This window comes from Aeromonas molluscorum 848 (genome assembly GCF_000388115.1).
In the GTDB taxonomy this organism is placed as follows: domain Bacteria; phylum Pseudomonadota; class Gammaproteobacteria; order Enterobacterales; family Aeromonadaceae; genus Aeromonas; species Aeromonas molluscorum.
The window spans coordinates 1-20,966 of the sequence record NZ_AQGQ01000021.1 but is presented as its reverse complement, the minus strand read 5'-3'; the positions used below and the strand labels follow the sequence as shown (position 1 = coordinate 20,966).

Below are 20,966 nucleotides of genomic sequence, written 5' to 3'. Positions count from 1 at the left end.
CGGGATTCATAGTGACTCGATTAACGATTAAAAGGTCGATCCAGAGCCCATTTTTTCGCCGTTAGAGCAGGTCCAGTGCCAGCATGGCATCGCGGATCCGCTGCTTGGTTGCCTCGGCGAGCGGCATCACGGGCAAGCGACACTCTTCGGTGCACAGGCCGAGCAGGGAGGCCGCATACTTGGCCCCCGCCGGGCTAGGCTCGGCAAACATGGCCTGGTGCAGCGGGATCAACCTGTCCTGCAGCGCGCGAGCTGCCTGCCAGTCACCTGCCAAGGTCAGGTTCTGCACCTGTGCCAAGAGCTTGGGGGCCACATTGGCAGTCACCGAGATACAACCCTGACCACCGCCTATGTTGTAGGCCACGGCGGTAGCGTCTTCACCCGAGAGCCAGGCGAACGGCTTCTTGATGAGCTGACGTTCAGTCAGGGGGCGGGACAGATCGCCAGTGGCATCCTTGACCCCGACGATACGTGGCAACTCGGCAAGCCGGGCCAGGGTGGCTGGCTGCACATCGACGATGGCACGGGGCGGAATGTTATAGACGATGATGGGCTTGGTCGTCGCATCGTGGACGGCCTTGAAGTGATGGTAGAGTCCTTCCTGATTCGGACGGTTGTAGTAACCGGCCACATGCAAGGTGCCATCCGCTCCCGCCTGCTCGGCGAAACGGGTGTACTCGATGGCCTCCACCGGGTTGTTGGAACCGGCACCGGCGATCACCGGCACCCGGCCAGCGACCTGCTTGACCACCAGCTCGACCACCCGGCAGTGCTCATCGTGGCTCAGGGTCGGACTCTCCCCCGTGGTGCCCACCGGCACTATGCCGTGAGTACCCTGCTCCAGGTGCCAGTCTACCAGGCGCAGCAGTGCCGCCTCATCCAGTTGGCCATCACGAAAGGGGGTGATCAGCGCAACGATCGAACCTTGAAACATGGAATCTCCTTCTCCGTCGACTCTCGACATCAACAAAAAACCCCGCTACGGAGTGCGCAGCGGGGTTTGAAACATCTCAGGGCGGTGAGAGGGTTACGCGCGCACGCCAGCAAACCCAGGTTTTGGGTTCTTTTTATGCTTTCGTTTCAACGCGTTGAACCGCATCACGCCATCCCCGAGGAAAAATTAGTGTTCGGGCATCTTTCTGGAACACGGCATAAATGTCAAGGCGAAAGCAGCCATGTATACTAGCGGGCCAAAAACCCCCGGAGAGTGTCATGAGTCATCCCCTGAGTGCCGTCAGCCAGATGCTGGAACGTAATCAAGCCCTGTTCGAGGGCAAGAGCCTGCTGGTGTGCGGTGCACTGGAAGATGATTATCCCCGTGAGCTGGCCGGGATCGCCCGTGAACTGATGGTCTTTACCACGGATTACAGCTATTTCCTGACTCAGCAGGAGGCGCTCGGCGAGCGTATCCATTTCGGTCATGAGCTGGGGGGCGAGACCCGCTTCGATGCCCTGCTGCTGCTGCTGCCCAAGGCCAAGGCCGAGGCTCGTTTCCTGCTCGCCATGGTGACTCCTCTGTTGCACGCCGGGGCGGATATCTTCCTCGCCGGTGACAACAATGGCGGCATCAATGGTGCCGACAAGCTGATCGCCCCCTATGCAGGCAAGCCGGTCAAACGTGACTCTGCACGGCGCTGCTCCCTCTATCATGGCGAACTCTGCGAACCGGTTGCCCCCTTCTCCCTCGAAGAGTGGTTCAGCCAGTATCAGTGCCAGATAGGCGACACCCAGTTGACGATACAGGCACTGCCCGGGGTGTTCAGCGCCAGCGAGCTGGATCTCGGCAGCAAGATGCTGCTCGCCAACCTGCCAGCCATGAGCGGCAGCCTGCTCGACTTTGGCTGTGGCGCAGGCGTCATCGGCTCAGTACTGGCCAAACGTAATCCCAATCTCGACATCACCATGGTCGATATCAATGCCCTGGCTCTGGAATCGAGCCGCCGCACGTTGGCTGCCAACGGCCTCACGGCACAGGTATTGGCCTCGGACGTCTACTCGGCGCTGCCCGGCCGCTTCGATCGGATAGTGTCCAATCCGCCGTTTCACGCCGGACTCAAGACTCATTACGCCGCCACCGAGACCTTCCTGGCAGAGGCGCCTCGCCATCTGGCCCATCATGGCACTCTGACCATAGTGGCCAATCTCTTCCTCCGTTATCAACCTATACTGGAAGCCAGCTTCACGCGGACCGAGATCCGCGCAGCCGATACCAAGTTCAGGGTCTATCGCAGCAGCCTGTAACGACTGTCATAAATCTTGTTTAGAGTCTCGCTTGGAATCTGTTATGGTATCCGCAAACGTTTAACAACCCCCTTTGGGGGTATTTTTTTGCGATACTCTGAAAGCCTTTTCACAGCAGCACTGGAGAGAAAAAGACCATGGCAGGCATACTCACTATGATACTGGCGGGCGGTGAAGGCACCCGTCTGCAACCGCTGACCACCACTCGCAGCAAACCATCAGTCCCCTTTGGTGGCAGCTATCGGCTCATCGACTTTGTGCTCAACAACTTCGTCAACGCCGACTTCCTGCGGATCTATGTGTTGACCCAGTTCAAGTCCCAGTCCCTCTATCTGCACATGAAGAAGGGCTGGAACATTGTCGGCATCACGGATCGCTTCATCGATCCCATCCCGGCCCAGATGCGGATGGGCAAGCGCTGGTATGACGGTACCGCCGATGCCATCTACCAGAACCTGCGCTTCATCGAGATCTCCGACCCTGAACATGTCTGCATCTTTGGCTCGGATCATATCTACAAGATGGACGTAAGCCAGATGGTCAGTTTCCACAAGCAGAAAGCGGCGGCCCTGACGGTGGCTGCGCTGCGCATGCCGATTGAAGAAGCTAGTGCCTTCGGGGTGATCGAGGTGGACGACGAGGGGCGCATGATAGGCTTTGAGGAAAAGCCCAAGCATCCCAAGCACATACCAGGAGATCCCAGCCAGGCTCTGGTCTCCATGGGTAACTACATCTTCGAGACCGAAGCGCTCTATCGTGAGCTCAAGCGGGATGGGGACGATGAACACTCCAGCCATGATTTTGGCAAAGACATCATCCCTCACCTTTTTCCCCGTGCTCCCGTCTATGTCTATGACTACAGCACCAACGTGATCCCGGGGGAGGGCCCGAATGTCTATTGGCGCGATGTCGGGACTCTGGATGGCTACTGGCAAACCCACATGGATCTGGTTGCCGACAATCCCCCCTTCTCCCTCTACAATCGCAAGTGGCCATTGCATACCCACTATCCACCGTTGCCGCCCGCCACCTTCGTCGATACCGAGCAGTGCAAGGTCAAGATTGCCAACTCCTTGATTTCCGGGGGGTGCTTCATTCAGGGCAGCCAGATCCAGCGCTCCATCCTGGGTTTTCGCTGCAACATTGGCCCCTGCAGCCACATCAGCGAGTCCGTGCTACTTGGGGATGTGAAGATAGGCGAGGGCTGCTCAATTCGACGAGCCATCATAGACAAGAATGTTGAAATTGCGCCCGGCACCGTGATCGGTGAGAATCTGACCCATGACAGGGAAAGGTTCACCGTATCTGAAGGGGGTATTGTCGTGATACCCAGGGGAGCGAGAGTTGGCTATTAACCCATTAAAAATTCTGTTCGTGGCCTCAGAGGTCGAGGGGCTGGTCAAGACCGGCGGCCTGGCCGATGTGGCACGTGCGCTACCGCGCTATCTGGCCCAGCAGGGCCATGATGTGCGCATCATATTGCCCTTCTACAAGGGGCTCAAGCGCCGTGACGAAGCCAGGTTGCTGGCCTCGCGCTGGCTGCCTACCCCGGCCGGACAGGAAGACATTGGTTATCGTCTGCATCAACTCGAGCTGGACGGCTTCCCCGTCTATCTCATCGATTGTCCCCGCTACTTCGAGCGGGCTGAACTCTACGCCGAACATAACCAGGCCTATGGTGACAATGGTGAGCGGTTCGCCTTTCTGGCCGCCGCCGCCCTCCATGCCACAGAGCAGCTCGGCTTCGCCCCGGACATAGTCCACTGCAACGACTGGCACACAGGCCTGCTGCCGCTGTTGCTAAAGACCCGACACGCCAGCAACCCCTTCTTCGCCCAGACCCGCAGCGTCATCAGCATCCACAACGCCGCCTTCCAGGGGGTATTCGATCGGGTGCAATTTGCAACCGTGCCCGAGATAAGTCATTACGAACAGCGAGTGGCCTATGACTATGGCCACATCAACCTGCTCAAGTGTGGTGTGCTCTACGCCGACAAGATCAATGCGGTGAGTCCCAACTATGCCAACGAATTGCTGACCCATCTGGGCGCTCATGGCATGGCATCGGCCTTCCAGCAGCGTGCAGCGGATCTATGCGGCATCCTCAACGGCTGCGATTATCAGGATTGGGATCCGGCCACAGACCCCCACCTGCCGGCCAACTATGATGCTCAGGATCTGAGCGGCAAGGCTCGCTGTCGTGCCCAGTTGCAACAAGATGCCGGTCTGCCGGTGGTGAGCGACCCCATCTACGGCATGGTATGCCGACTGACGGAGCAAAAAGGCGTTCACCTGCTTATCCCCGCCCTTGAGGACTTCCTGCGCCACCGGGTGCAAGTCGTGATCGTCGGTTCAGGAGATCCCTCCCTGGCTGCGCAGCTTCAGGCCATCGCCCAGCGACATCCAGACAGATTTGCCTTTATCAATACCTACGACGACAGGCTGGCCCACCTGGTAGAGGCGGGCGCCGATATCTTCCTGATGCCGTCCCTGTTTGAACCCTGCGGCCTTAACCAGATGTACAGCCTGGCCTATGGCACACTGCCTCTGGTGCGGGCAGTCGGCGGCCTCAAGGACACAGTTGTGGACTGGGACCAGGGCGATGATGAGGCTACCGGTTTCTGCTTTATGGATCCCACCGCCCATGGTCTGCTCGATGCCATGCGTCGCAGCCTGCTCTATTTTCTGCAAGATACCGACCGTTTCGCGCTGATACAGCGCCGTGCCATGCAGACCCGCTTCGACTGGCCAGATTCGGTTGAGCAGTATGTGCAAATGTATCGGGATGCCCTCGCTCGCTAAGCCGGTGTCATCCGACAATTGCTGAAGTTTTGTCCCCTTGGCTGGGTTTTCTCTGCCAAGGGCGAAAAAAGTCCATTGCGGCTGTTGACGCTCCCCCAAAACTCTATAGAATCCCCGTCCGCAGTGATGCGAAGGTGGCGGAATTGGTAGACGCGCTAGCTTCAGGTGTTAGTGTCCCACGGATGTGAGGGTTCGAGTCCCTCTCTTCGCACCATACTGCAGCATGCTTCATCAATGGCATGTAAAACAAGATTGATGACCCAATGTGCGAAGGTGGCGGAATTGGTAGACGCGCTAGCTTCAGGTGTTAGTGTCCCACGGATGTGAGGGTTCGAGTCCCTCTCTTCGCACCATGATTCTGACATGTAAAAACAGACAGTGCATGGCCAACTCCATGTAAAACAGGTTGGGAAAACAGTGTGCGAAGGTGGCGGAATTGGTAGACGCGCTAGCTTCAGGTGTTAGTGTCCCACGGATGTGAGGGTTCGAGTCCCTCTCTTCGCACCATCTATTCGACAAAAGGCCCGTGATGAAAATCACGGGCCTTTTGTATTTGGTTTCGACTAGCTATCCTTGCCCTGACACCACCAAGGAGACGGGCCCATGAAACTCAGCACCGAGATCCACAATTTCTACGAGCAGTTGGTCAACAAGGCCATCGTCCAGCAAGATCTGGCCAGGCGCCTGAGTGAAGACGAGCTTGCCGACCTGTGCTGCCTCGCCCTCAATCAACTCCCCGCCCACTACATACGCCATGACGTGGATATGATCTATTTTCTCAGCCAGGAGAAACGTGACGCCATGGAACAGGAGGTCCGACTCTCCTTGGCCCACGCTCTGGTACGAGTGCAGAGCTCAACCAGCCGCGACTGACCTGCAGCTAGTACCAGGGGTGCTGCCACAACAAGGCAGCCACTCCCGTCATACCCGCCACTGGCAGCAGAATGAGCACAGGCCTGAGTCTGGGCTCAAGCAAGATCCCGGCGGCCAGTACAAACCCCAGGCTCCAGAGCCCGTATTGCTTGTCATGACCCCATATCCCCACTAATACCAGTGCCATAAAAAGGGCGCCCCTGTATATCCAGCTCATCGCCATCTCCATGCACAATGAATAGTAATAATTATCATTTGGCATGAACCCCAGTGCAATGACTATCTTTTCCTTCCCTCGGATCGCAGCAGTCCACTGGGCTTACCAACCTACAAAAACCGGTACAAAATCAAATTTTGTGTAAATTCATCAACCAAAAGTTCAAAAATGCCCGGTAAGTTTGAATTTTAAGAGGGGACTCTGTGGTAGATTGCCGCCTCATTTTGGGTGGGCGCCTCGGGACATGACAAGTTCACAGGATGAGAGGCACCCACCTTGGCGAGCAAGAGTTTAGGAAGTATCTATGCAAAACCAACAACATCCCCGTCTGCCAAGCATGTTTCAGGTGCTGGCCTGCCTGGCCATCTTTCTGGCATTGGCCTTCTCGTTTACCAGCCTGCTCGATCTGCCGATCCAGCTGGCCCTGTTTATCGCCTGGTTCGTCATCATGGGGCTCGGCATCAAGCTCGGCCATGACTACAAATCCCTGGAACAGGCCGCCGTCGATGGCGTAGCCAAGGGGATGGGGGCCATCTTGATACTGGTTTCCGTCGGCGCCCTGGTCGGAACCTGGATCGCGGGAGGTATAGTGCCCAGCATCATCTACTTCGGCCTCAAGGTAATACACCCCTCCATCTTCCTGCTGGCGACCCTGATAATTTGTTCACTCACCTCGCTGGCAACCGGTACCTCCTGGGGATCGGCCGCCACCGCCGGTATTGCAATGATGGGCATTGGCCACAGTCTGGGGGTGCCTGCCCCACTGGTGGCCGGTGCCGTACTCTCCGGCGTCTATTTCGGCGACAAGCTCTCTCCCCTCTCCGACTCTGTGGTACTGGCCTCGACCATGTCCAACGTCGACGTGGTAGAACACATCAAGGGCATGTTGCCCATCAGCCTGCTCTCCTATGTCATCACGGCGGCCTTGTTTACTGTGGTCGGCATGCAGTACTCGGGCAATGTCAGCCTGGAGCAGGTCAACCTGGTGATGGAAGCCCTCGACAAGCAGTTCAATATCACGCCCCTGGCCGTGGTGCCGGTGATCCTGGTGCTGGGCCTGCTGGCGAACCGCAAGCCCGCCTTCCCGGTGATCAGCTTTGGCGCCCTGCTAGGTCTTATCTGGGCCATCGTCTTTCAGGATATGGATCCGGTCAAGGCGATGCACTCGGCCTACAGCCCGTTCGCCATCACCTCGGGGGTCGGTTTCATCGACAACATCCTGGGCCGCGGCGGTATGGAATCCATGCTCGGCTCGGTGGCCGTCATCATCTTCGGCTTAGGGTTTGGCGGTCTGTTGGAGAAGGTCGGTCTGCTCGAGGTGATCGCAGGAGCCTTCGAGAAGCGCATCAACAGTGTCGGCAGCCTGACGACTCACACCCTGGGTACCGCCTTTCTGGCCAACGTCTTTGGCTCTGCCATGTATGTATCACTGATCCTGACTCCCAAGATCATGGCCAAGAACTATGACCGGCTGGGACTGGCGCGCAAGAACCTCTCCCGCAATGCAGAGTTCGGCGGTACCCTTACCTGCGGCATGGTGCCCTGGAGTGACAACGGCATCTTCATGGCCGGGGTGCTCGGGGTAGCGACGCTGGATTACCTGCCATACATGTGGTTGAGCTTCATATGCATCCTTGTGACCATCTCCTTCGCCTACATGGGCAAGTTTGTCAGTCGGGTTCCGGTCATCCCGGCGGCCAGCTCGCGCTGAGTCACCGTTGATACAAACAAGGCGCCTCAGGGCGCCTTGTTTGTATCTGGAGGCAGGATTTGTATCCCGGCGGGCTGGGTACTACAACAGCCGCGCCAGCAAGCCACGCAGTGCTTTGATGAGTTCAGGCTTGCCACTGAGGCTCTGGCGACGAGCCAGCAACTCCCAGGGTGCGTATTGCCAAATGCTGGCGATAAGCAAGGCTCGCTCCGCAGGTTTCAATCCATCCAGGCGGTTCATGTTGACCGCCAGCCAGCGCTGCAGGCTGGGTTGGCACAGCTCGAACGGTTTGTGGTGATGGGCAAAACAAGTCAGCTCATCCTCATCAAACGCCTCCCACCCTGACCATCTGTCCGTCGGTTCCTCTTTCTCACCCTCCTTCCCCTCAACGGGGGCCACGCACTGCCAAACCAGCTCGGGATCCAGCTCCCGCAGCTCACCGGCCAGCAGCGTCGGCAGTTGGCGGCAAAAGCGCTCGTGCCAACGGGCAAGTTCGGCCTCCCGCTCGGGGCGCAGGGCACGCAGCAACAGGGCGGCATGGCTGCCACTGGCCGCATCTCTCTGCAGGCCGATGCGCAATGCCTGCAGGCCCGCCCGGCGCCAAAAAGGCAGCAGATCGGCCGTGGCAGAGAAGGCGGCGCCGAGGTAATCGACCCCGGAGTCCCGGTAATGGGTCACTAACTGGTCAAGCAGCAAACTGCCGAGCCCGCGTCTGTGCAGCTCGGGATGCACGGCGATGCGCAGTACCCGGCCATAGCTGCGCTCCCCTGCCTCCCGCAAGCCGCCATGGGCCAGCAGGGACTGCGGCAACAGATGGCCGCGGGGCCGCCGCCGCCCTGCCCAGATATCCTCGGCAAGCTCGGCCGGGATATGGCCCTCCCGCGCCACCAGTGCCACTGCGAGCAGACTGCTATCTTGCTCCAACAGATGAATGTCGAGGTCCGGGCTCTCCAGCAAGATGCGCAGATCGCTGGGCGTCGTCTGGTAGTGAGCCAGCACCAGCAGCCCGAATACCTGATTGAGCAGAGCCTCGTCGCTGGCCAATGCCTGCTGGGTTATCTGGCGCCGCACCGGGGCAAGCACAGGGGGTGGCGTCCTGACCTCGGCATCCAGCCCCAGCAGGCGAAACACCAGGGCCTCCAGCGGGCAACCGGCGCGCCAGCGCACAGGTTCGTCCAGATGCAGCTCCTGCCAGCCGGGCGCCCGCTGGTCAAGATGGGCCTTGAAGCGCAGGTGAAAACCACGCCCCGTCCCCTCATAGCCATGCTCTGTGGTGGCAAAAGCAATGCGACTGTGGCGCGCCAGCATGATCTCGAGCAGCGGCGTTGGAATGGCGGCGGCCTCGTCGACCAACAGCAGATCGCAGGCTATCTCTTCTTGCACCAGCTGCTGGGGGGAATAGAACGCTATCCTGTCTGACGCCTCGCCCAGGGCGAGCCTCCCATGTTCGAACAGGCTGGAGACAGTCGCCTTGGCAGGCGCCGTAACGGCAATGCACAGTCCTGGCTGCTCGCGTAACAAGACCGCAGCAGCCAATCCTAAAGCCGAACTCTTGCCTCGCCCACGATCGGCACTGATCACCAACGGCCGTCGCCGGTGGCCATGCAGCACCTGACGAATGGCCGTGATGGCGTGAGTCTGACCCGCCGTCATGGGGCGATCAGTCTGGATGGGATGCCAAGGGGAAGAGAGTGTCGGCAGCGCGAGATCCAGGGCGGGATCTTGATGCAGCAGGCGCGCCAGCCGGGCAATAAAGCCCTGACCCGCACGTGGCAGGTCGTCCGGTGTGGCGACCAGGCGTAGCCTGTCTGGATCCGCGAAACCGGGCCACTCAGCCCGTGGCGGGGTGAGCAGGATCAGCAAGCCCCCTGCGCGAAGGGTACCTGCCAGGGCGCCGAACGCATCGGGGTGAAAGCCGCTGAAACTATTGAACACCAGGGTATCGCACTCCTGACCGAGCCGTTGCAGCGCCTTGGCCGCAGGCAGGGGGGCATATTGCGGCGGCCCCTCGCCGAGCCAGAAGATATCGCCGGACAACCATGTCTGGGCGGCAGCCAGCGTCTCGGTTTCAGCGCCCTCCAACCAGACCAGACGCCGCTCCCCAGCCCTGCGCAGGGCCTGGCGCAATGCGATCATGCGTCCTGACCCGGTCTGGGGCCGAACATCTGCTCCCCGGTCTGATTGATGAAGGTCTGGGCCTTTTGCACCATGAAGCGTTCGGCATCGGCCGGGCTGGCGAACAGATCGGAGCGAATAAATCGGTGAGTGCAAAGCTCGCCAGCCACTTCCTTGGTAATACGCCCCGCCAGTCGATATTGCCCCCCTTCGGCCATGGGTTCTGGATAGATGAGATAGCCGGCATATTCAGTCGGGGTAACCTCAGGTGCGGCGGGCGCTGCGCCACCAAACAGTGACTTGAACAGGGTCTTGAACATGGAACCTCCAAAGTGATGGGACATTGTCCTCAAGGGGCTGAGGAGTGGCAAGTGGCCCGGCTTATTCCCAATTGTTATTTGCACTGCAAACCACTCTCATTTAGATTTCAGTTTATTCCAAGGTGAGGTGTAAATATGTACGTTTGTTTGTGCCGTGGCATTACCGATACCCAGATACGTCAGGCGGTACAGGCAGGTAAAGATCTTCGTCAACTCAGGAAAGAGCTGGGTCTGGCCAGCCAGTGCGGCAAGTGCTTGCCCATGGCGAAAGCGATCATCAAGGCCGAACTCGACAAGGTCCCCAGCTACTACCAGGTAGCCTGAGTTTCCCTGGCCTCGCCGCCCCCTTCCTCAGCGGGTATCTGCCCGCTTGTCCTGTTGTTGTCATCTTCCTAGTCTAAGCTTGATGGATCCAGCAAGGAGAATTGACGATGAAAGGTGATGCCAAAATTATCGCGCATTTGAACAAGGTGCTAGCCAACGAGCTGGTTGCCATCAACCAATATTTCCTGCATGCCCGTATCTATGATGACTGGGGCCTCAAGGCCTTGGGGCACAAGGAGTATCACGAATCCATCGACGAGATGAAGCATGCGGACGAACTGATCAAGCGCGTCTTGTTTCTGGAGGGCCTGCCCAACTTGCAGGAGCTGGGCAAGCTGCGTATCGGCGAGACAGTCGAAGAGATGCTGCGCTGCGATCTCTCTCTGGAGATGGATGCCATCCCGGACTTGAAGGCTGCTATCGGCTATGCCGAATCCACGCACGACTATGTCAGTCGGGATCTGTTCCAGGATATCCTCGAAGATGAAGAGGAGCATGTGGACTGGCTGGAAACTCAAATAGACCTCATCGGCCGCATTGGTCTCGAAAATTACCAACAATCTCAGCTTCATCAAGGATCCTGACTAGCCGAGCGCTTCATGCCAATCGACGATATCCAGACCCGCTTAGGCGGGTTTTTCATGGTCCGCACCGGCCATGCTTCACCCGGATCACAGTTATGGCGCCCCGATAGGCAGGGGGCGACGCTTTCGATTAGGATAAGCGTCTCAACTTTTCACCCTCGGATACCAAGATGGAACAGATTGCACGGGAAATGGCCCCCCATAAACGAGTCGCCCTGGTGGCACATGACAATATGAAGACGGCACTGCTCAACTGGGTTGGCCGTCGCAAGGAAGAGCTCAAGCTGCATCACCTCTATGCAACTGGCACCACGGGCAGCCTGCTCAGCAAGTCGGCCCAGTTGCCTATTACCTGCCTCTTTTCCGGCCCCATGGGCGGCGATCAGCAACTCGGCGCCCTGATTGCCGAAGGCAAGATAGATGTGCTCATCTTCTTCTGGGATCCTCTCAACGCCGTGCCCCATGATCCGGACGTCAAGGCGCTGCTGCGTCTGGCCGCCGTCTGGAACATTCCGATGGCGACCAATGAGGCAACCGCCGACTTCATCATGGACAGCCCCCACATGCACCAGGCGTTCAGTGTGCAGATCCCGGACTATGCAGGCTACCTCAAGGCACGAACCCAATAGACAGCCGTCGCTGGGGAAATAGCAAAAGGCGCCGATATGGCGCCTTTTTTGTGGGTGAACATGCAGGACTCAGCGCTGCAGGCTTTTTTGGGCGAACTTGGGTCTGGCGTTCATGATCTGCTCCACCTGTTCGTCGCTCATCTTGCCACGGGAGAGACCCAGCACCTTGTAGGTGAGCAGGGGGCGGGCAGGCAGGGCTATCATCAGCGCCCGGATCTGGTTCTCGTCATCCTTCTCCCGCACCGGCTTGCCGTAGGCGTAGGTGAGCACGCCTGCGTCTATCAGATTTTTGACGGCGGGCTCGGTGATCGGCAGGTTTATGACGCTTTTACGCTGCAGCACGAACTCGCGCAGTACCGCCTTCTCGTTGAAGTCGAGGAAGGCGATCATCTGGGAAAGCTGATCTTTCTGCTTGCGGGACAACCATTCACCGCAGGCCCACTCCCACAGGATCAGCATGCCCTGGCTGCAAAAGTAGGAGATGGCGATCAGCATACCGACCCCGAGCCAGGCGGCGTGCAGCTCGGCCCAGGTACTCACGGCCCCTTTCATCAGCCAAGTCGGAAACAGCAAGATAATGCTGCAGCAGAGTAGCAACCAGACCATGAGCCAGTTGAGGCGGTTCAGTTGGTAAAAATGTTGGATCCACCGTTTCATCGTTCACCCTTGCCAAATCGTTGTGGACAGTAGTCAGGTCATAGCAAGGGCTGTGCCAAGGCGCAGATGACGGGGAAAGATCAAGGATCCGGACGGAAAACCATGGATGGCTGGCCGAAGTGGCGTCACATTCCCTTACAACTGATCCAGCGGATGATCATCACGTTGCCTTGTGAGGCGGCGGCCAACTTGGTAAAAAGACCGCACTGTCATTGGGGAGTAGCAACCGCCCGTCGATCCGGGCAGGGCTCATGTCAACATTCTTGGATCATCAGATCCATGGCATGGGCGGCGATAGCATCTATCGCCCTGCAAGACCTTTGGCCTCGATACGCAAGCCAGCCGGGCGAGCCGTATCGGGTCCATCGGTTGTTCTGCTCGCCTGGCGGTTGCCTATTATGTTGATCACCCTGCTGTTATTTCTGCTCTCTGCCGTCACCATCTACCTGGCCTGCGAATATTTCGTCAACGGCATCGAATGGACCGGCCATCACTTCAAGTTCTCCCAGAGTGCCACCGGCTCCCTGCTTGCGGCCCTCGGCACTGCCCTGCCCGAATGCATAGTCACCCTGACGGCCCTGCTGATGGGGGATGCTCCCGCCCAGCAGCAGATAGGGATAGGGGCCGCCCTCGGTGGCCCCCTGGTGCTTTCCACCATAGGCTATGCCACCGTCGGCGTGACCCTGCTGCTGTGCATGAGCCGTGAGCACAGGGCCATCGCTGGCGAGGTGCAGCGCGAGACTGGCCGGGATCAGGCCTGGTTTGTCGCTATCTTCCTGGTGGCGGTGGCCCTCGGCATGGTGGCCTTCACTGGCAAAACCTGGCTGGCCCCTCTGTTCGTGCTGATGTATCTGCTCTATGTGCGGCGCGAACTGAGACAGACCGACAGCCAGGCAGCCGACTTGCCCGAGCCCCTCAAGCTGGATCCGGGCGCCGGGATCCCAGCGCTTGGCAAGGTGCTGCTGCAGACCCTAGGAGCCCTGGTGGTGGTGGCGCTGGCGGCCCAGCTGTTCGTTCATCAGCTGGAGAGCATGGGCGAGCTGTTCGGCCTCTCCCCCGTGCTGGCGGCCCTGCTGCTGAGCCCGGTGGCGACCGAGATGCCGGAGCTGATGAACGTGCTGATCTGGGGGCGTCAGGGCAAGCATCGGCTGGCGCTGGCCAACATCTCCGGTGCCATGATGATCCAGGGCACCATTCCCAAGGCGTTCTGCCTGCTGTTCACCCCCTGGTTGCTCGACAGCACCATGATGGTCTCCTCCCTGGTGACCCTGCTGGCGGTGGTACTGCTGTGGTGGGGCTTCAGCCGGGAGCGGATGACGGCGGGCAGGCTGGCCTGCGTAGGACTGGTGTACCTGGGTTTCTGCGGCTGGCTGATGGCGAACTGAGGCACCAGCCACACCACATGCAAAAGGGCGGGATCTTGTCCCGCCCTTTTTGTTGTCATCACCCCATACCGGCCGATGCCGGCAAGGAGGTCAGAACTGCTGGAACCAGCGCTGGATCTGGGCCGGATCCTTGCTCTGGGTCAGGGAGAGCATCAAGAGGATGCGCGCCTTCTGCGGGTTCAGGGTGCCGGCGGCCACGAAGCCGTACTTGGCGTCATCGATCTCGGCATCCAGGGTGGTGGCGCCGGTCGGCACGCGGGCGGAGCGCACCACACGGATGCCGTCCTTGCTCGCCTTGGCCAGGGTGTCGAACAGGCTGTGATAGAGGTTGCCGTTGCCCACCCCGGCGCTGACGATGCCGTCAAACTTGGCATCCACCATGGCCTTGGCCGGCAGATCGGTGGCGTTGACATAGCTGTAGACGATGCCCACCTGCGGCAGCTTGTCGAGCTTGCTCACATCGAACGGGGTCTTGCTGGTGTGCAGGCGGGCCGGGCTGCGCTGGTAGTCGATCTTGCCGTTGTGGATGTAACCCAGCGGGCCGAAGTTGGGGGCGGCGAAGGTCTGCACCCCTGTGGTGTTGGTCTTGATGACGTCCCGGGCGTCCAGCACGGTATCGTTCATGGCGACCATGACACCACGCCCCTTGGAGCTGGGATCGGAGGCGGTGACCACGGCGTTATACAGATTCAGCGGGCCATCGGCACTCATGGCGGTGGAGGGGCGCATGGCACCCACCAGCACTACTGGCTTGTCGCTCTTGACGGTGAGGTTGAGGAAGTAGGCGGTCTCTTCCATGGTGTCGGTGCCGTGGGTGATGACGATGCCGTCCACCTCATCCTTGGCCAGCAGCTCGTTGACCCGCTTGGCGAGCGTGAGCCACACCTCGTCGTTCATGTCCTGGGAGCCGATCTTGACCACCTGCTCCCCCTGCACCTCGGCCACGTTCTTCATCTCGGGCACGGCGGCGATCAGGGTCTCGATGGCCACCTTGCCCGCTTCATAGTTGGATTGGGTGGCGGACTGCCCGGCACCGGCTATGGTGCCACCGGTCGCCAGGATTTCTATATGGGGCAAGGCCATGGCCAGGGGGGATAGCGTCAGGCCAACGACGGCGGCGAGCAGGGTCTTGCGAAGAGGGTGAGTCATGCTGCAAATCCTTCTGGATGAAAAAAGTGCAGCAAGTTTGCGCTTTCTGTTGCCGTCGTTTGTGATGTCTCTCACCAAAAAACAGCTGGATACAGAATTTTAACCTGTTTTATACCTCTATTTAGATAATTTAACTCGCACCAAATCCTTGTGCCTCAATCAGGGCGATCAGCTCCGCTTTGCTCAGTTCGCTCTCGATGACGGCTTGATTGCTGGCGAAATCTACCTTCGCTGAGGTCACCGCCGGCTGGGCCAGCAGGGCTTTTTGCAAGCTGGCGGCGCAGCCACCGCAGGACATGCCGGATAGGGTCAGTTCGATAGTCATGTTGAGCCTCCTCTTGTGGGTGTTTCTTCAGCCTAACGTTGTCAGCCAGGGCAAGGTCAAGCACTGCGTTAGCCTCCATTGCCCGGCTTACCCACAGACCCGGCGCCGGTCATCGACACTCAGGCTAGTGCTCACCAACGAGCCGGGGGGTGGCGATGCTGACAACAGTACGCCGAGTGTTTGGCTATCCCATCAACCCCAGATAGTTCATCAGGGCCGCCCCCAGGCTGGTGGTGACCAGCGAACCCAGGGTGGTGGTCGCGATGATGTTGGCCGCCAAGGCGCTGTCCGCCCCCCATGGCGCGGGTCATCACGTAGCTGGCGGCCGCTGTGGGGGTGGAGCTGATCAGGAAGAGGATGCCGAGGGCCTGGGTGCTGAAGCCGAGCGCCCAGGCCCCCAGCACCAGCAGCACGGGAATGCAGAACAGACGGTTGACGGTGGCCCAGCCGGTCAGCATGGCGCCGCCGCGCAGGGCATTGAGGTTGAGGCTGGCGCCGGTACAAAGCAGGGCCAGCGGCAGTGTCATGTTGGCAAAATAGCTGCCCGTGGTGATCACCAGCTGCGGGAGCTCTATGCCAAGCAGGCCGAACGGCAAGGCAGCCAGTATGGCGATGATGAGAGGGTTTCTGACTATCCCCCTCAAGATGGGCTTGATCCCTTTCCCTCCCCCCAGACTGCGGGTGAGGGTGATCACCGCCAGGATGTTGTAGAGCACTGTGACCGAGCCCACCAGCAGGGCAGCGGCGCCTATCCCCTGTGGGCCGTAGGCGTTCTGCACATAGGCCAGCCCCATGATACCCATGTTGCCGCGAAAGCTGCCCTGTACGAAGATGCCGCGCTGACGTTGCTCGGGAATGAAGCGGGAGGCCAATACTTCCAGCACCAGGAAACCGGCCAAGGTACCGAGCAAACCGTAGAGGATGAGCCAGGGGCTTGGCATGGTTGAAAAGTCGGTGCGCACCATACTGAGGAATAGCAGGGCAGGCAGGGTGACTTGGAACACCAGACGGGAGGCGGACTCAACGAAGCTGTCCGGCAAGAGGCCGAAGCGCTTGAGCACTATCCCGAGGATCAGCACCACGCAAATGGGGCCAGTGATGGAGAGTGAGAAGTTGAGACTGGTGATCAAATCCATGGTGCTCGTCCTGCGCAACAGAGGGCGCCCTCATGGGCGGAGCAGCCATTCTAGCGCCATGGACTTGTATTCACAGGTCTTAATCACAACAATGTCTGCACTTTGTCGTCTGCCCTGCTCCCCTGCCACGGATCTCACATGGAAAAGAAACTGACCATCCTAGATATAGCCAGCCTCAGTGGGGTCGGTAAATCGACCGTCTCCCGGGTGCTCAATCAGGATCCCAAGGTCAACCCCGAGACCCGGGCCAGGGTCGAAGCGGTGATAGCCCAGCACAGCTTCGTGCCGAGCAAATCGGCTCGCGCCATGCGCAGTCAGAGCCAACGAGTGATAGGCATAGTGGTATCCCGACTCGATTCCAGCTCGGAGAACCAGGCAGTGCGCGGCATGCTTGAAACCTTCTATGCCTGCGGCTACGACGCGGTGCTGATGGAGAGCAAGTTCTCCCCGGCCAAGGTGAGCGAACATCTGGCGGTGCTGTCCCGGCGCGGGGTAGACGGCATTATCCTGTTTGCCTTCAACGATCTCGACTATGACACCATGGCGCCGCTGACCGACAAACTGGTGCTGATGGCGCGGGAACGCCCCGGGTTCTCCTCCGTTTGTTACGATGACGAGGGGGCGGTGCGGGCCGTGCTGGCGCACCTCAAGGAGCGCGGCATTGATGAAGTGGCCTATCTGGGTGTCGAACGCACGGATCTCACCACGGGTCTGCGCCGCCATCAGGCTTATCTCGATTACTGCAAGGAGCAAGGGCGCAGCCCCAATGCCGCCCTTGGCGATCTCAGCTTGCAAAGCGGCTACCGACTCGCCGCCAACTTGCTCACCCCGGCGACCCAGGCCCTGGTCTGCGCCAGTGACACCCTGGCCATAGGCGCAGCCAAGTACCTGCAAGAACAGGGACGCACCGATGTTCTGGTCAGTGGCCTGGGCAGCAATCCCATGCTCACCTTCCTGTTTGCCAACGCCCTCAGTCTGGATTTTGGCTACAAAGATGCCGGTATCCTGGCCGCCAGGCAGTTGCTCGGTCAGATAGAAGAGGCCAAGGCGCCGAAGGCCACCATAGCCCCCTGTCAGCCCCTGTAGTCTATCTTTCCTCCTGAACCTCGGCGTTTTGCGCTTTTTGTGACCATTGCCACGAATTGGGAACGTTCCCATTGCCGAAGAGCACGACTGGATTCATGCTGGTTGGGAACGATACCAATAAGCAGGCGGTCATTGGCTAGCCAGCAAAAAAACGACCATTATTCATCGAGTCACAGAGGGAAGGCTCATGTCAAAAGTCAACACACAGCATCTGGCGCAGCTGATCGAACGGATTGGCGGCAAAGAGAACATCACCACTGTCAGTCATTGTCTGACCCGATTGAGATTCGTGCTGGCCGATCCGGCCAAGGCGGATATCAAGGCCATCGAAACCATCCCCGCCGTCAAGGGGTGCTTCACCAACGCTGGCCAGTTCCAGGTGGTCATCGGCAACGAGGTGGACCAGTGGTACAAGGCGCTCACCGAGGAGATCGGGGTCAGCGGCGGCAGCAAGGATGCCGCCAAGCAGGCCGCCCGCCACAACATGAATCCGCTGGAACGCGCCATCTCCCATATGGCGGAGATCTTCGTGCCCCTGCTGCCCGCCATCATCACCGGCGGTCTGATCCTGGGTTTCCGTAACGTCATCGGCGACATCAAGATGTTCGATGATGGTACCCATACCCTCGTCGAAATCAGCCAATTCTGGGCAGGGGTTCACTCCTTCCTTTGGTTAATTGGCGAGGCCATCTTCCACTTCCTGCCGGTCGGCGTCTGCTGGTCTACCGTGAAAAAGATGGGGGGCTCAGAGATCCTTGGGATAGTATTGGGGATCACCCTGGTATCGCCGCAGTTGATGAATGCCTATGGCATCGGCGCCGCGATACCCGATGTATGGGACTTCGGGATCTTTACCATCCAGAAGGTGGGCTACCAGGCCCAGGTTATTCCCTCCATCCTCGCGGGTGTGGTACTGGCCTGGCTCGAGACCAATCTCAGACGCATCATCCCGGCCTATCTCTACATGGTCATAGTGCCGTTTGTTGCTCTCATAGTGACCGTCATCCTGGCTCACACCCTGATAGGCCCCTTTGGCCGCTGGATAGGTGAAGGCGTGGGTTATGCTGCCAGAGCCGCCATGACCGGCGATTTCGCCCCCATTGGCTCTGCCATCTTCGGTTTCTTCTACGCGCCTCTGGTCATCACCGGCATCCATCACACCACCAATGCCGTGGACCTGCAGTTGATGAAGGACATTGGTGGTACCCCCATCTGGCCGCTGATCGCGCTGTCCAATATCGCCCAGGCATCCGCAGTGGTGGGCATCATCCTGATCAGCCGCAAGGAGAACGAGCGGGAAATCTCGGTGCCCGCCGCCATCTCGGCTTATCTGGGAGTGACCGAGCCGGCCATGTACGGTATCAACCTCAAGTACAAGTTCCCCATGCTGTGCGCCATGGTGGGCTCAAGCTGTGCGGCCCTCATCTGTGGCTTCGCCCATGTCATGTCAAACGGCATCGGGGTGGGTGGCCTGCCAGGTATCCTCACCATCAAACCAGAGTTCTGGGGTATCTACTCCATCGCCATGCTGGTAGCCATCGTGGTTCCCCTTGCGCTGACCATGCTGGTTTACAAACGCCAGCAGGCGGCTGGCAAGCTGGAACTGAGCGCTGCCTGACCGACAAGTACCACGGCGGAGCCCAGGCTCCGCCCTTTTTATTGGCCCAGTTCTACCCATAACCCCGTTTCAACAAGATGAGCGATACGACCATGAAACAGACTCCCTGGTGGCAGAGTGCCGTGATTTACCAGATCTACCCCAAAAGCTTTCAGGACTCGGGTGCCCGTGGCACCGGCGATCTCAAGGGGATCATGGCCCGCCTCGACTATCTCAAAATCCTCGGCGTCGACGCCCTCTGGCTGACTCCTGTCTATGTTTCCCCCCAGGTGGACAACGGCTATGACATCGCCGACTACCTGAATATTGACCCGGCCTACGGTACCATGAGTGATTTCGAGGCGCTGCTGGCCGCCGCCCACGCGCGCGACATTCGCATCGTGATGGACATAGTGGTGAACCACACCTCCACCGAACATGTCTGGTTCAAATCGGCGCTGGGGGATAAAAACAGCCCCTACCGCGACTACTACATCTGGCAGGATCCGGTGGATGGCGGCGTGCCCAACAACTGGCAGTCCAAGTTTGGCGGCAGCGCCTGGGAGCTGGATGCGGCCACAAACCAGTACTATCTGCACCTGTTTGCCCGCGAGCAGGCGGATCTCAATTGGGAGAACCCGGCCGTGCGCGCCGAGGTGAAGAAGGTCATCCACTTCTGGGCACAGAAGGGGGTCGATGGTTTTCGCCTCGACGTCATCAACCTCATCTCCAAGGATCAGCGCTTCCCGAACGACGAGGTGGGGGATGGCCGCCGCTTCTACACCGACGGGCCGCGTATCCACGAATTCCTGCAGGACGTGAGCCGCGACGTATTCGCCCCGGTCGGAGCCATGACGGTGGGCGAGATGTCTTCGACCTCCCTGGAGCACTGCCAGCGCTACGGCGCGCTGGATGGCTCCGAACTCTCCATGGTATTCAACTTCCACCATCTGAAGGTGGATTACCCCAATGGCGACAAGTGGACGAAAGCGCCGTTCGACTTCCTCGAACTGAAGCGCATCTTCAACCACTGGCAGAGCGGCATGCACGGCAAGGGCTGGTCGGCGCTGTTCTGGTGCAACCACGATCAGCCGCGCATCGTCTCCCGCTTCGGGGATGAGGGCGAGTACCGGGTGGTGGCAGCCAAGATGCTGGCCAGCACCTTGCACGGGCTGCAGGGTACCCCCTACATCTATCAGGGGGAGGAGATCGGCATGACCAACCCCGGTTATGACAGCATCCATGACTACCAGGATGTGGAGAGCAACAACATCTTCGCCATCAAACGTGCCGAAGGCGTACCTGAAGCTGAAATCCTCGCCATTCTGGGGGCCAAGTCGCGAGACAACTCCCGTACCCCCATGCAGTGGAGTACCGCCCCCAACGCCGGTTTTACCAAAGGCACGCCCTGGCTCAAGCCCGCAGCCAACTACACCGCGATCAACGCCGAAGCCGCGCTGGCCGATGCTGACTCCGTCTTCTGGCACTACCGGGATCTGGTACGACTTCGCAAGGCACATCCCATCTTCACCCAGGGGGACTATCAGGAGCAGTTACCGGGCCATCAACGGATCTGGGCCTATCGCCGCCAATGGCAGGGACAGACCTTGTTGATAGTGAGCAACTTCTACGGCGAGGCCGTCGACTTTGCTCTGCCCACTGGAATGCAAGCCGGTGAAGGTCGCCTGCTGCTTGGCAACTACCCCGATAGCCCGACTCAGCCGCAATCCTGCCTGCTGCGCCCCTATGAGTCCCTGATCTGGCTGGTGGAATAGATGATGACAGAGACAACCACAGTGGCGGCCACAGAGGCTC

The 20,966-nt window shown here is 59.4% G+C and carries 19 protein-coding genes, 3 tRNA genes, 1 pseudogene and 1 riboswitch; of the genes and pseudogenes, 15 read left to right on the top strand and 8 right to left on the bottom strand.

The genetic code is table 11. The features are described 5' to 3' along the window. Positions 1 to 61: 61 nt before the first annotated feature. Complete coding sequence (dapA, locus tag G113_RS05420) at positions 62 to 934, bottom strand: 4-hydroxy-tetrahydrodipicolinate synthase (protein WP_005895036.1); 873 nt, start codon at positions 932 to 934, stop codon at positions 62 to 64. Positions 935 to 1,212: 278 nt separating this feature from the next. Here dapA and rsmC point away from each other — a divergent pair, with 278 nt between their 5' ends. The 7 genes from rsmC (at position 1,213) to G113_RS05385 (ending at position 5,916) form a co-directional block, all read left to right on the top strand. Continuing rightward, positions 1,213 to 2,241 carry a 16S rRNA (guanine(1207)-N(2))-methyltransferase RsmC gene (rsmC, locus tag G113_RS05415; RefSeq protein WP_005895033.1) on the top strand — a complete coding sequence of 343 codons (1,029 nt, stop codon included), beginning with the start codon at positions 1,213 to 1,215 and terminating at the stop codon, positions 2,239 to 2,241. 137 nt (positions 2,242 to 2,378) lie between these two features. Continuing rightward, on the top strand, positions 2,379 to 3,596 hold the full coding sequence (gene glgC / locus G113_RS05410) for a glucose-1-phosphate adenylyltransferase (protein ID WP_005895031.1): 1,218 nt from the start codon (positions 2,379 to 2,381) through the stop codon (positions 3,594 to 3,596). Beyond that, positions 3,586 to 5,043 carry a glycogen synthase GlgA gene (gene glgA, locus G113_RS05405; protein ID WP_040318934.1) on the top strand — a complete coding sequence of 486 codons (1,458 nt, stop codon included), beginning with the start codon at positions 3,586 to 3,588 and terminating at the stop codon, positions 5,041 to 5,043. The genes glgC and glgA overlap by 11 nt, the downstream gene beginning before the upstream one ends. 128 nt (positions 5,044 to 5,171) lie before the next feature. Further along, positions 5,172 to 5,257, top strand: a tRNA-Leu gene (locus G113_RS05400). A 53-nt stretch (positions 5,258 to 5,310) separates the two neighbouring features. Continuing rightward, positions 5,311 to 5,396: transfer RNA gene (locus G113_RS05395), tRNA-Leu, on the top strand. A 68-nt stretch (positions 5,397 to 5,464) separates the two neighbouring features. Beyond that, a tRNA-Leu gene (locus tag G113_RS05390) sits at positions 5,465 to 5,550 on the top strand. A 96-nt stretch (positions 5,551 to 5,646) separates the two neighbouring features. Next, the gene (locus G113_RS05385; protein WP_005895023.1) at positions 5,647 to 5,916 is read left to right on the top strand and encodes a late competence development ComFB family protein; all 270 of its coding nucleotides are present in this window, start codon (positions 5,647 to 5,649) and stop codon (positions 5,914 to 5,916) included. Positions 5,917 to 5,923: 7 nt separating this feature from the next. On the opposite strand, the gene G113_RS05380 is transcribed toward G113_RS05385, so the two are convergent. After that, positions 5,924 to 6,133, bottom strand: a complete 210-nt coding sequence (locus tag G113_RS05380; protein WP_040318933.1) for a hypothetical protein — start codon at positions 6,131 to 6,133, stop codon at positions 5,924 to 5,926. 304 nt (positions 6,134 to 6,437) lie between these two features. Between G113_RS05380 and nhaC the strand changes: the two genes are divergently transcribed. After that, entirely contained in the window at positions 6,438 to 7,844 is a 1,407-nt protein-coding gene (gene nhaC, locus G113_RS05375; protein WP_005895017.1) for a Na+/H+ antiporter NhaC, read from the top strand. An 81-nt stretch (positions 7,845 to 7,925) separates the two neighbouring features. Here the strand turns inward: nhaC and G113_RS05370 are convergent, their stop codons facing one another. Continuing rightward, positions 7,926 to 9,980, bottom strand: a complete 2,055-nt coding sequence (locus G113_RS05370) for a tRNA(Met) cytidine acetyltransferase TmcA (RefSeq protein ID WP_005895015.1) — start codon at positions 9,978 to 9,980, stop codon at positions 7,926 to 7,928. Beyond that, the gene (locus G113_RS05365; RefSeq protein WP_040318932.1) at positions 9,977 to 10,279 is read right to left on the bottom strand and encodes an HlyU family transcriptional regulator; all 303 of its coding nucleotides are present in this window, start codon (positions 10,277 to 10,279) and stop codon (positions 9,977 to 9,979) included. Before G113_RS05365 ends, G113_RS05370 begins: the two co-directional genes overlap by 4 nt. 135 nt (positions 10,280 to 10,414) lie before the next feature. Here G113_RS05365 and G113_RS05360 point away from each other — a divergent pair, with 135 nt between their 5' ends. The 3 genes from G113_RS05360 (at position 10,415) to G113_RS05350 (ending at position 11,816) form a co-directional block, all read left to right on the top strand. Next, positions 10,415 to 10,603: a bacterioferritin-associated ferredoxin gene (locus G113_RS05360; RefSeq protein ID WP_005895010.1), complete on the top strand. Its 189-nt coding sequence runs from the start codon at positions 10,415 to 10,417 to the stop codon at positions 10,601 to 10,603. Between the two features lie 107 nt (positions 10,604 to 10,710). Next, positions 10,711 to 11,187 (top strand): bacterioferritin, encoded by a 477-nt coding sequence (gene bfr / locus G113_RS05355; protein WP_005895007.1) that lies wholly within the window; start codon positions 10,711 to 10,713, stop codon positions 11,185 to 11,187. A gap of 170 nt (positions 11,188 to 11,357) precedes the next feature. Then, positions 11,358 to 11,816 carry a methylglyoxal synthase gene (locus G113_RS05350; protein ID WP_005895003.1) on the top strand — a complete coding sequence of 153 codons (459 nt, stop codon included), beginning with the start codon at positions 11,358 to 11,360 and terminating at the stop codon, positions 11,814 to 11,816. Between the two features lie 69 nt (positions 11,817 to 11,885). Here G113_RS05350 and G113_RS05345 read toward each other — a convergent pair whose 3' ends face one another. Next, positions 11,886 to 12,473, bottom strand: coding sequence for a superinfection exclusion B family protein (locus tag G113_RS05345; RefSeq protein WP_005895000.1), 588 nt, complete (start codon positions 12,471 to 12,473; stop codon positions 11,886 to 11,888). A 202-nt stretch (positions 12,474 to 12,675) separates the two neighbouring features. Beyond that, positions 12,676 to 12,783: riboswitch (yybP-ykoY riboswitch) on the top strand. Between the two features lie 88 nt (positions 12,784 to 12,871). Between G113_RS05345 and G113_RS05340 the strand changes: the two genes are divergently transcribed. Beyond that, on the top strand, positions 12,872 to 13,858 hold the full coding sequence (locus tag G113_RS05340) for a sodium:calcium antiporter (RefSeq protein ID WP_005894997.1): 987 nt from the start codon (positions 12,872 to 12,874) through the stop codon (positions 13,856 to 13,858). A gap of 90 nt (positions 13,859 to 13,948) precedes the next feature. Here the strand turns inward: G113_RS05340 and ansB are convergent, their stop codons facing one another. The 3 genes and pseudogenes from ansB to G113_RS05325 form a co-directional block, all read right to left on the bottom strand. Continuing rightward, positions 13,949 to 15,007 (bottom strand): L-asparaginase 2, encoded by a 1,059-nt coding sequence (gene ansB / locus G113_RS05335; protein WP_005894994.1) that lies wholly within the window; start codon positions 15,005 to 15,007, stop codon positions 13,949 to 13,951. A gap of 130 nt (positions 15,008 to 15,137) precedes the next feature. After that, positions 15,138 to 15,332 carry a heavy-metal-associated domain-containing protein gene (locus G113_RS05330; RefSeq protein ID WP_005894992.1) on the bottom strand — a complete coding sequence of 65 codons (195 nt, stop codon included), beginning with the start codon at positions 15,330 to 15,332 and terminating at the stop codon, positions 15,138 to 15,140. Positions 15,333 to 15,516: 184 nt separating this feature from the next. Further along, positions 15,517 to 16,468 (bottom strand): annotated as a pseudogene (locus G113_RS05325) (AEC family transporter). A gap of 138 nt (positions 16,469 to 16,606) precedes the next feature. Between G113_RS05325 and treR the strand changes: the two are divergent. From treR to treC, 3 genes are all read left to right on the top strand, one after another. Beyond that, positions 16,607 to 17,554, top strand: coding sequence for a trehalose operon repressor TreR (treR, locus tag G113_RS05320; protein WP_005894986.1), 948 nt, complete (start codon positions 16,607 to 16,609; stop codon positions 17,552 to 17,554). A gap of 187 nt (positions 17,555 to 17,741) precedes the next feature. Continuing rightward, positions 17,742 to 19,172 carry a PTS trehalose transporter subunit IIBC gene (gene treB, locus G113_RS05315; protein ID WP_005894983.1) on the top strand — a complete coding sequence of 477 codons (1,431 nt, stop codon included), beginning with the start codon at positions 17,742 to 17,744 and terminating at the stop codon, positions 19,170 to 19,172. Positions 19,173 to 19,264: 92 nt separating this feature from the next. Next, on the top strand, positions 19,265 to 20,926 hold the full coding sequence (treC, locus tag G113_RS05310) for an alpha,alpha-phosphotrehalase (protein WP_005894980.1): 1,662 nt from the start codon (positions 19,265 to 19,267) through the stop codon (positions 20,924 to 20,926). Positions 20,927 to 20,966: the final 40 nt, after the last annotated feature.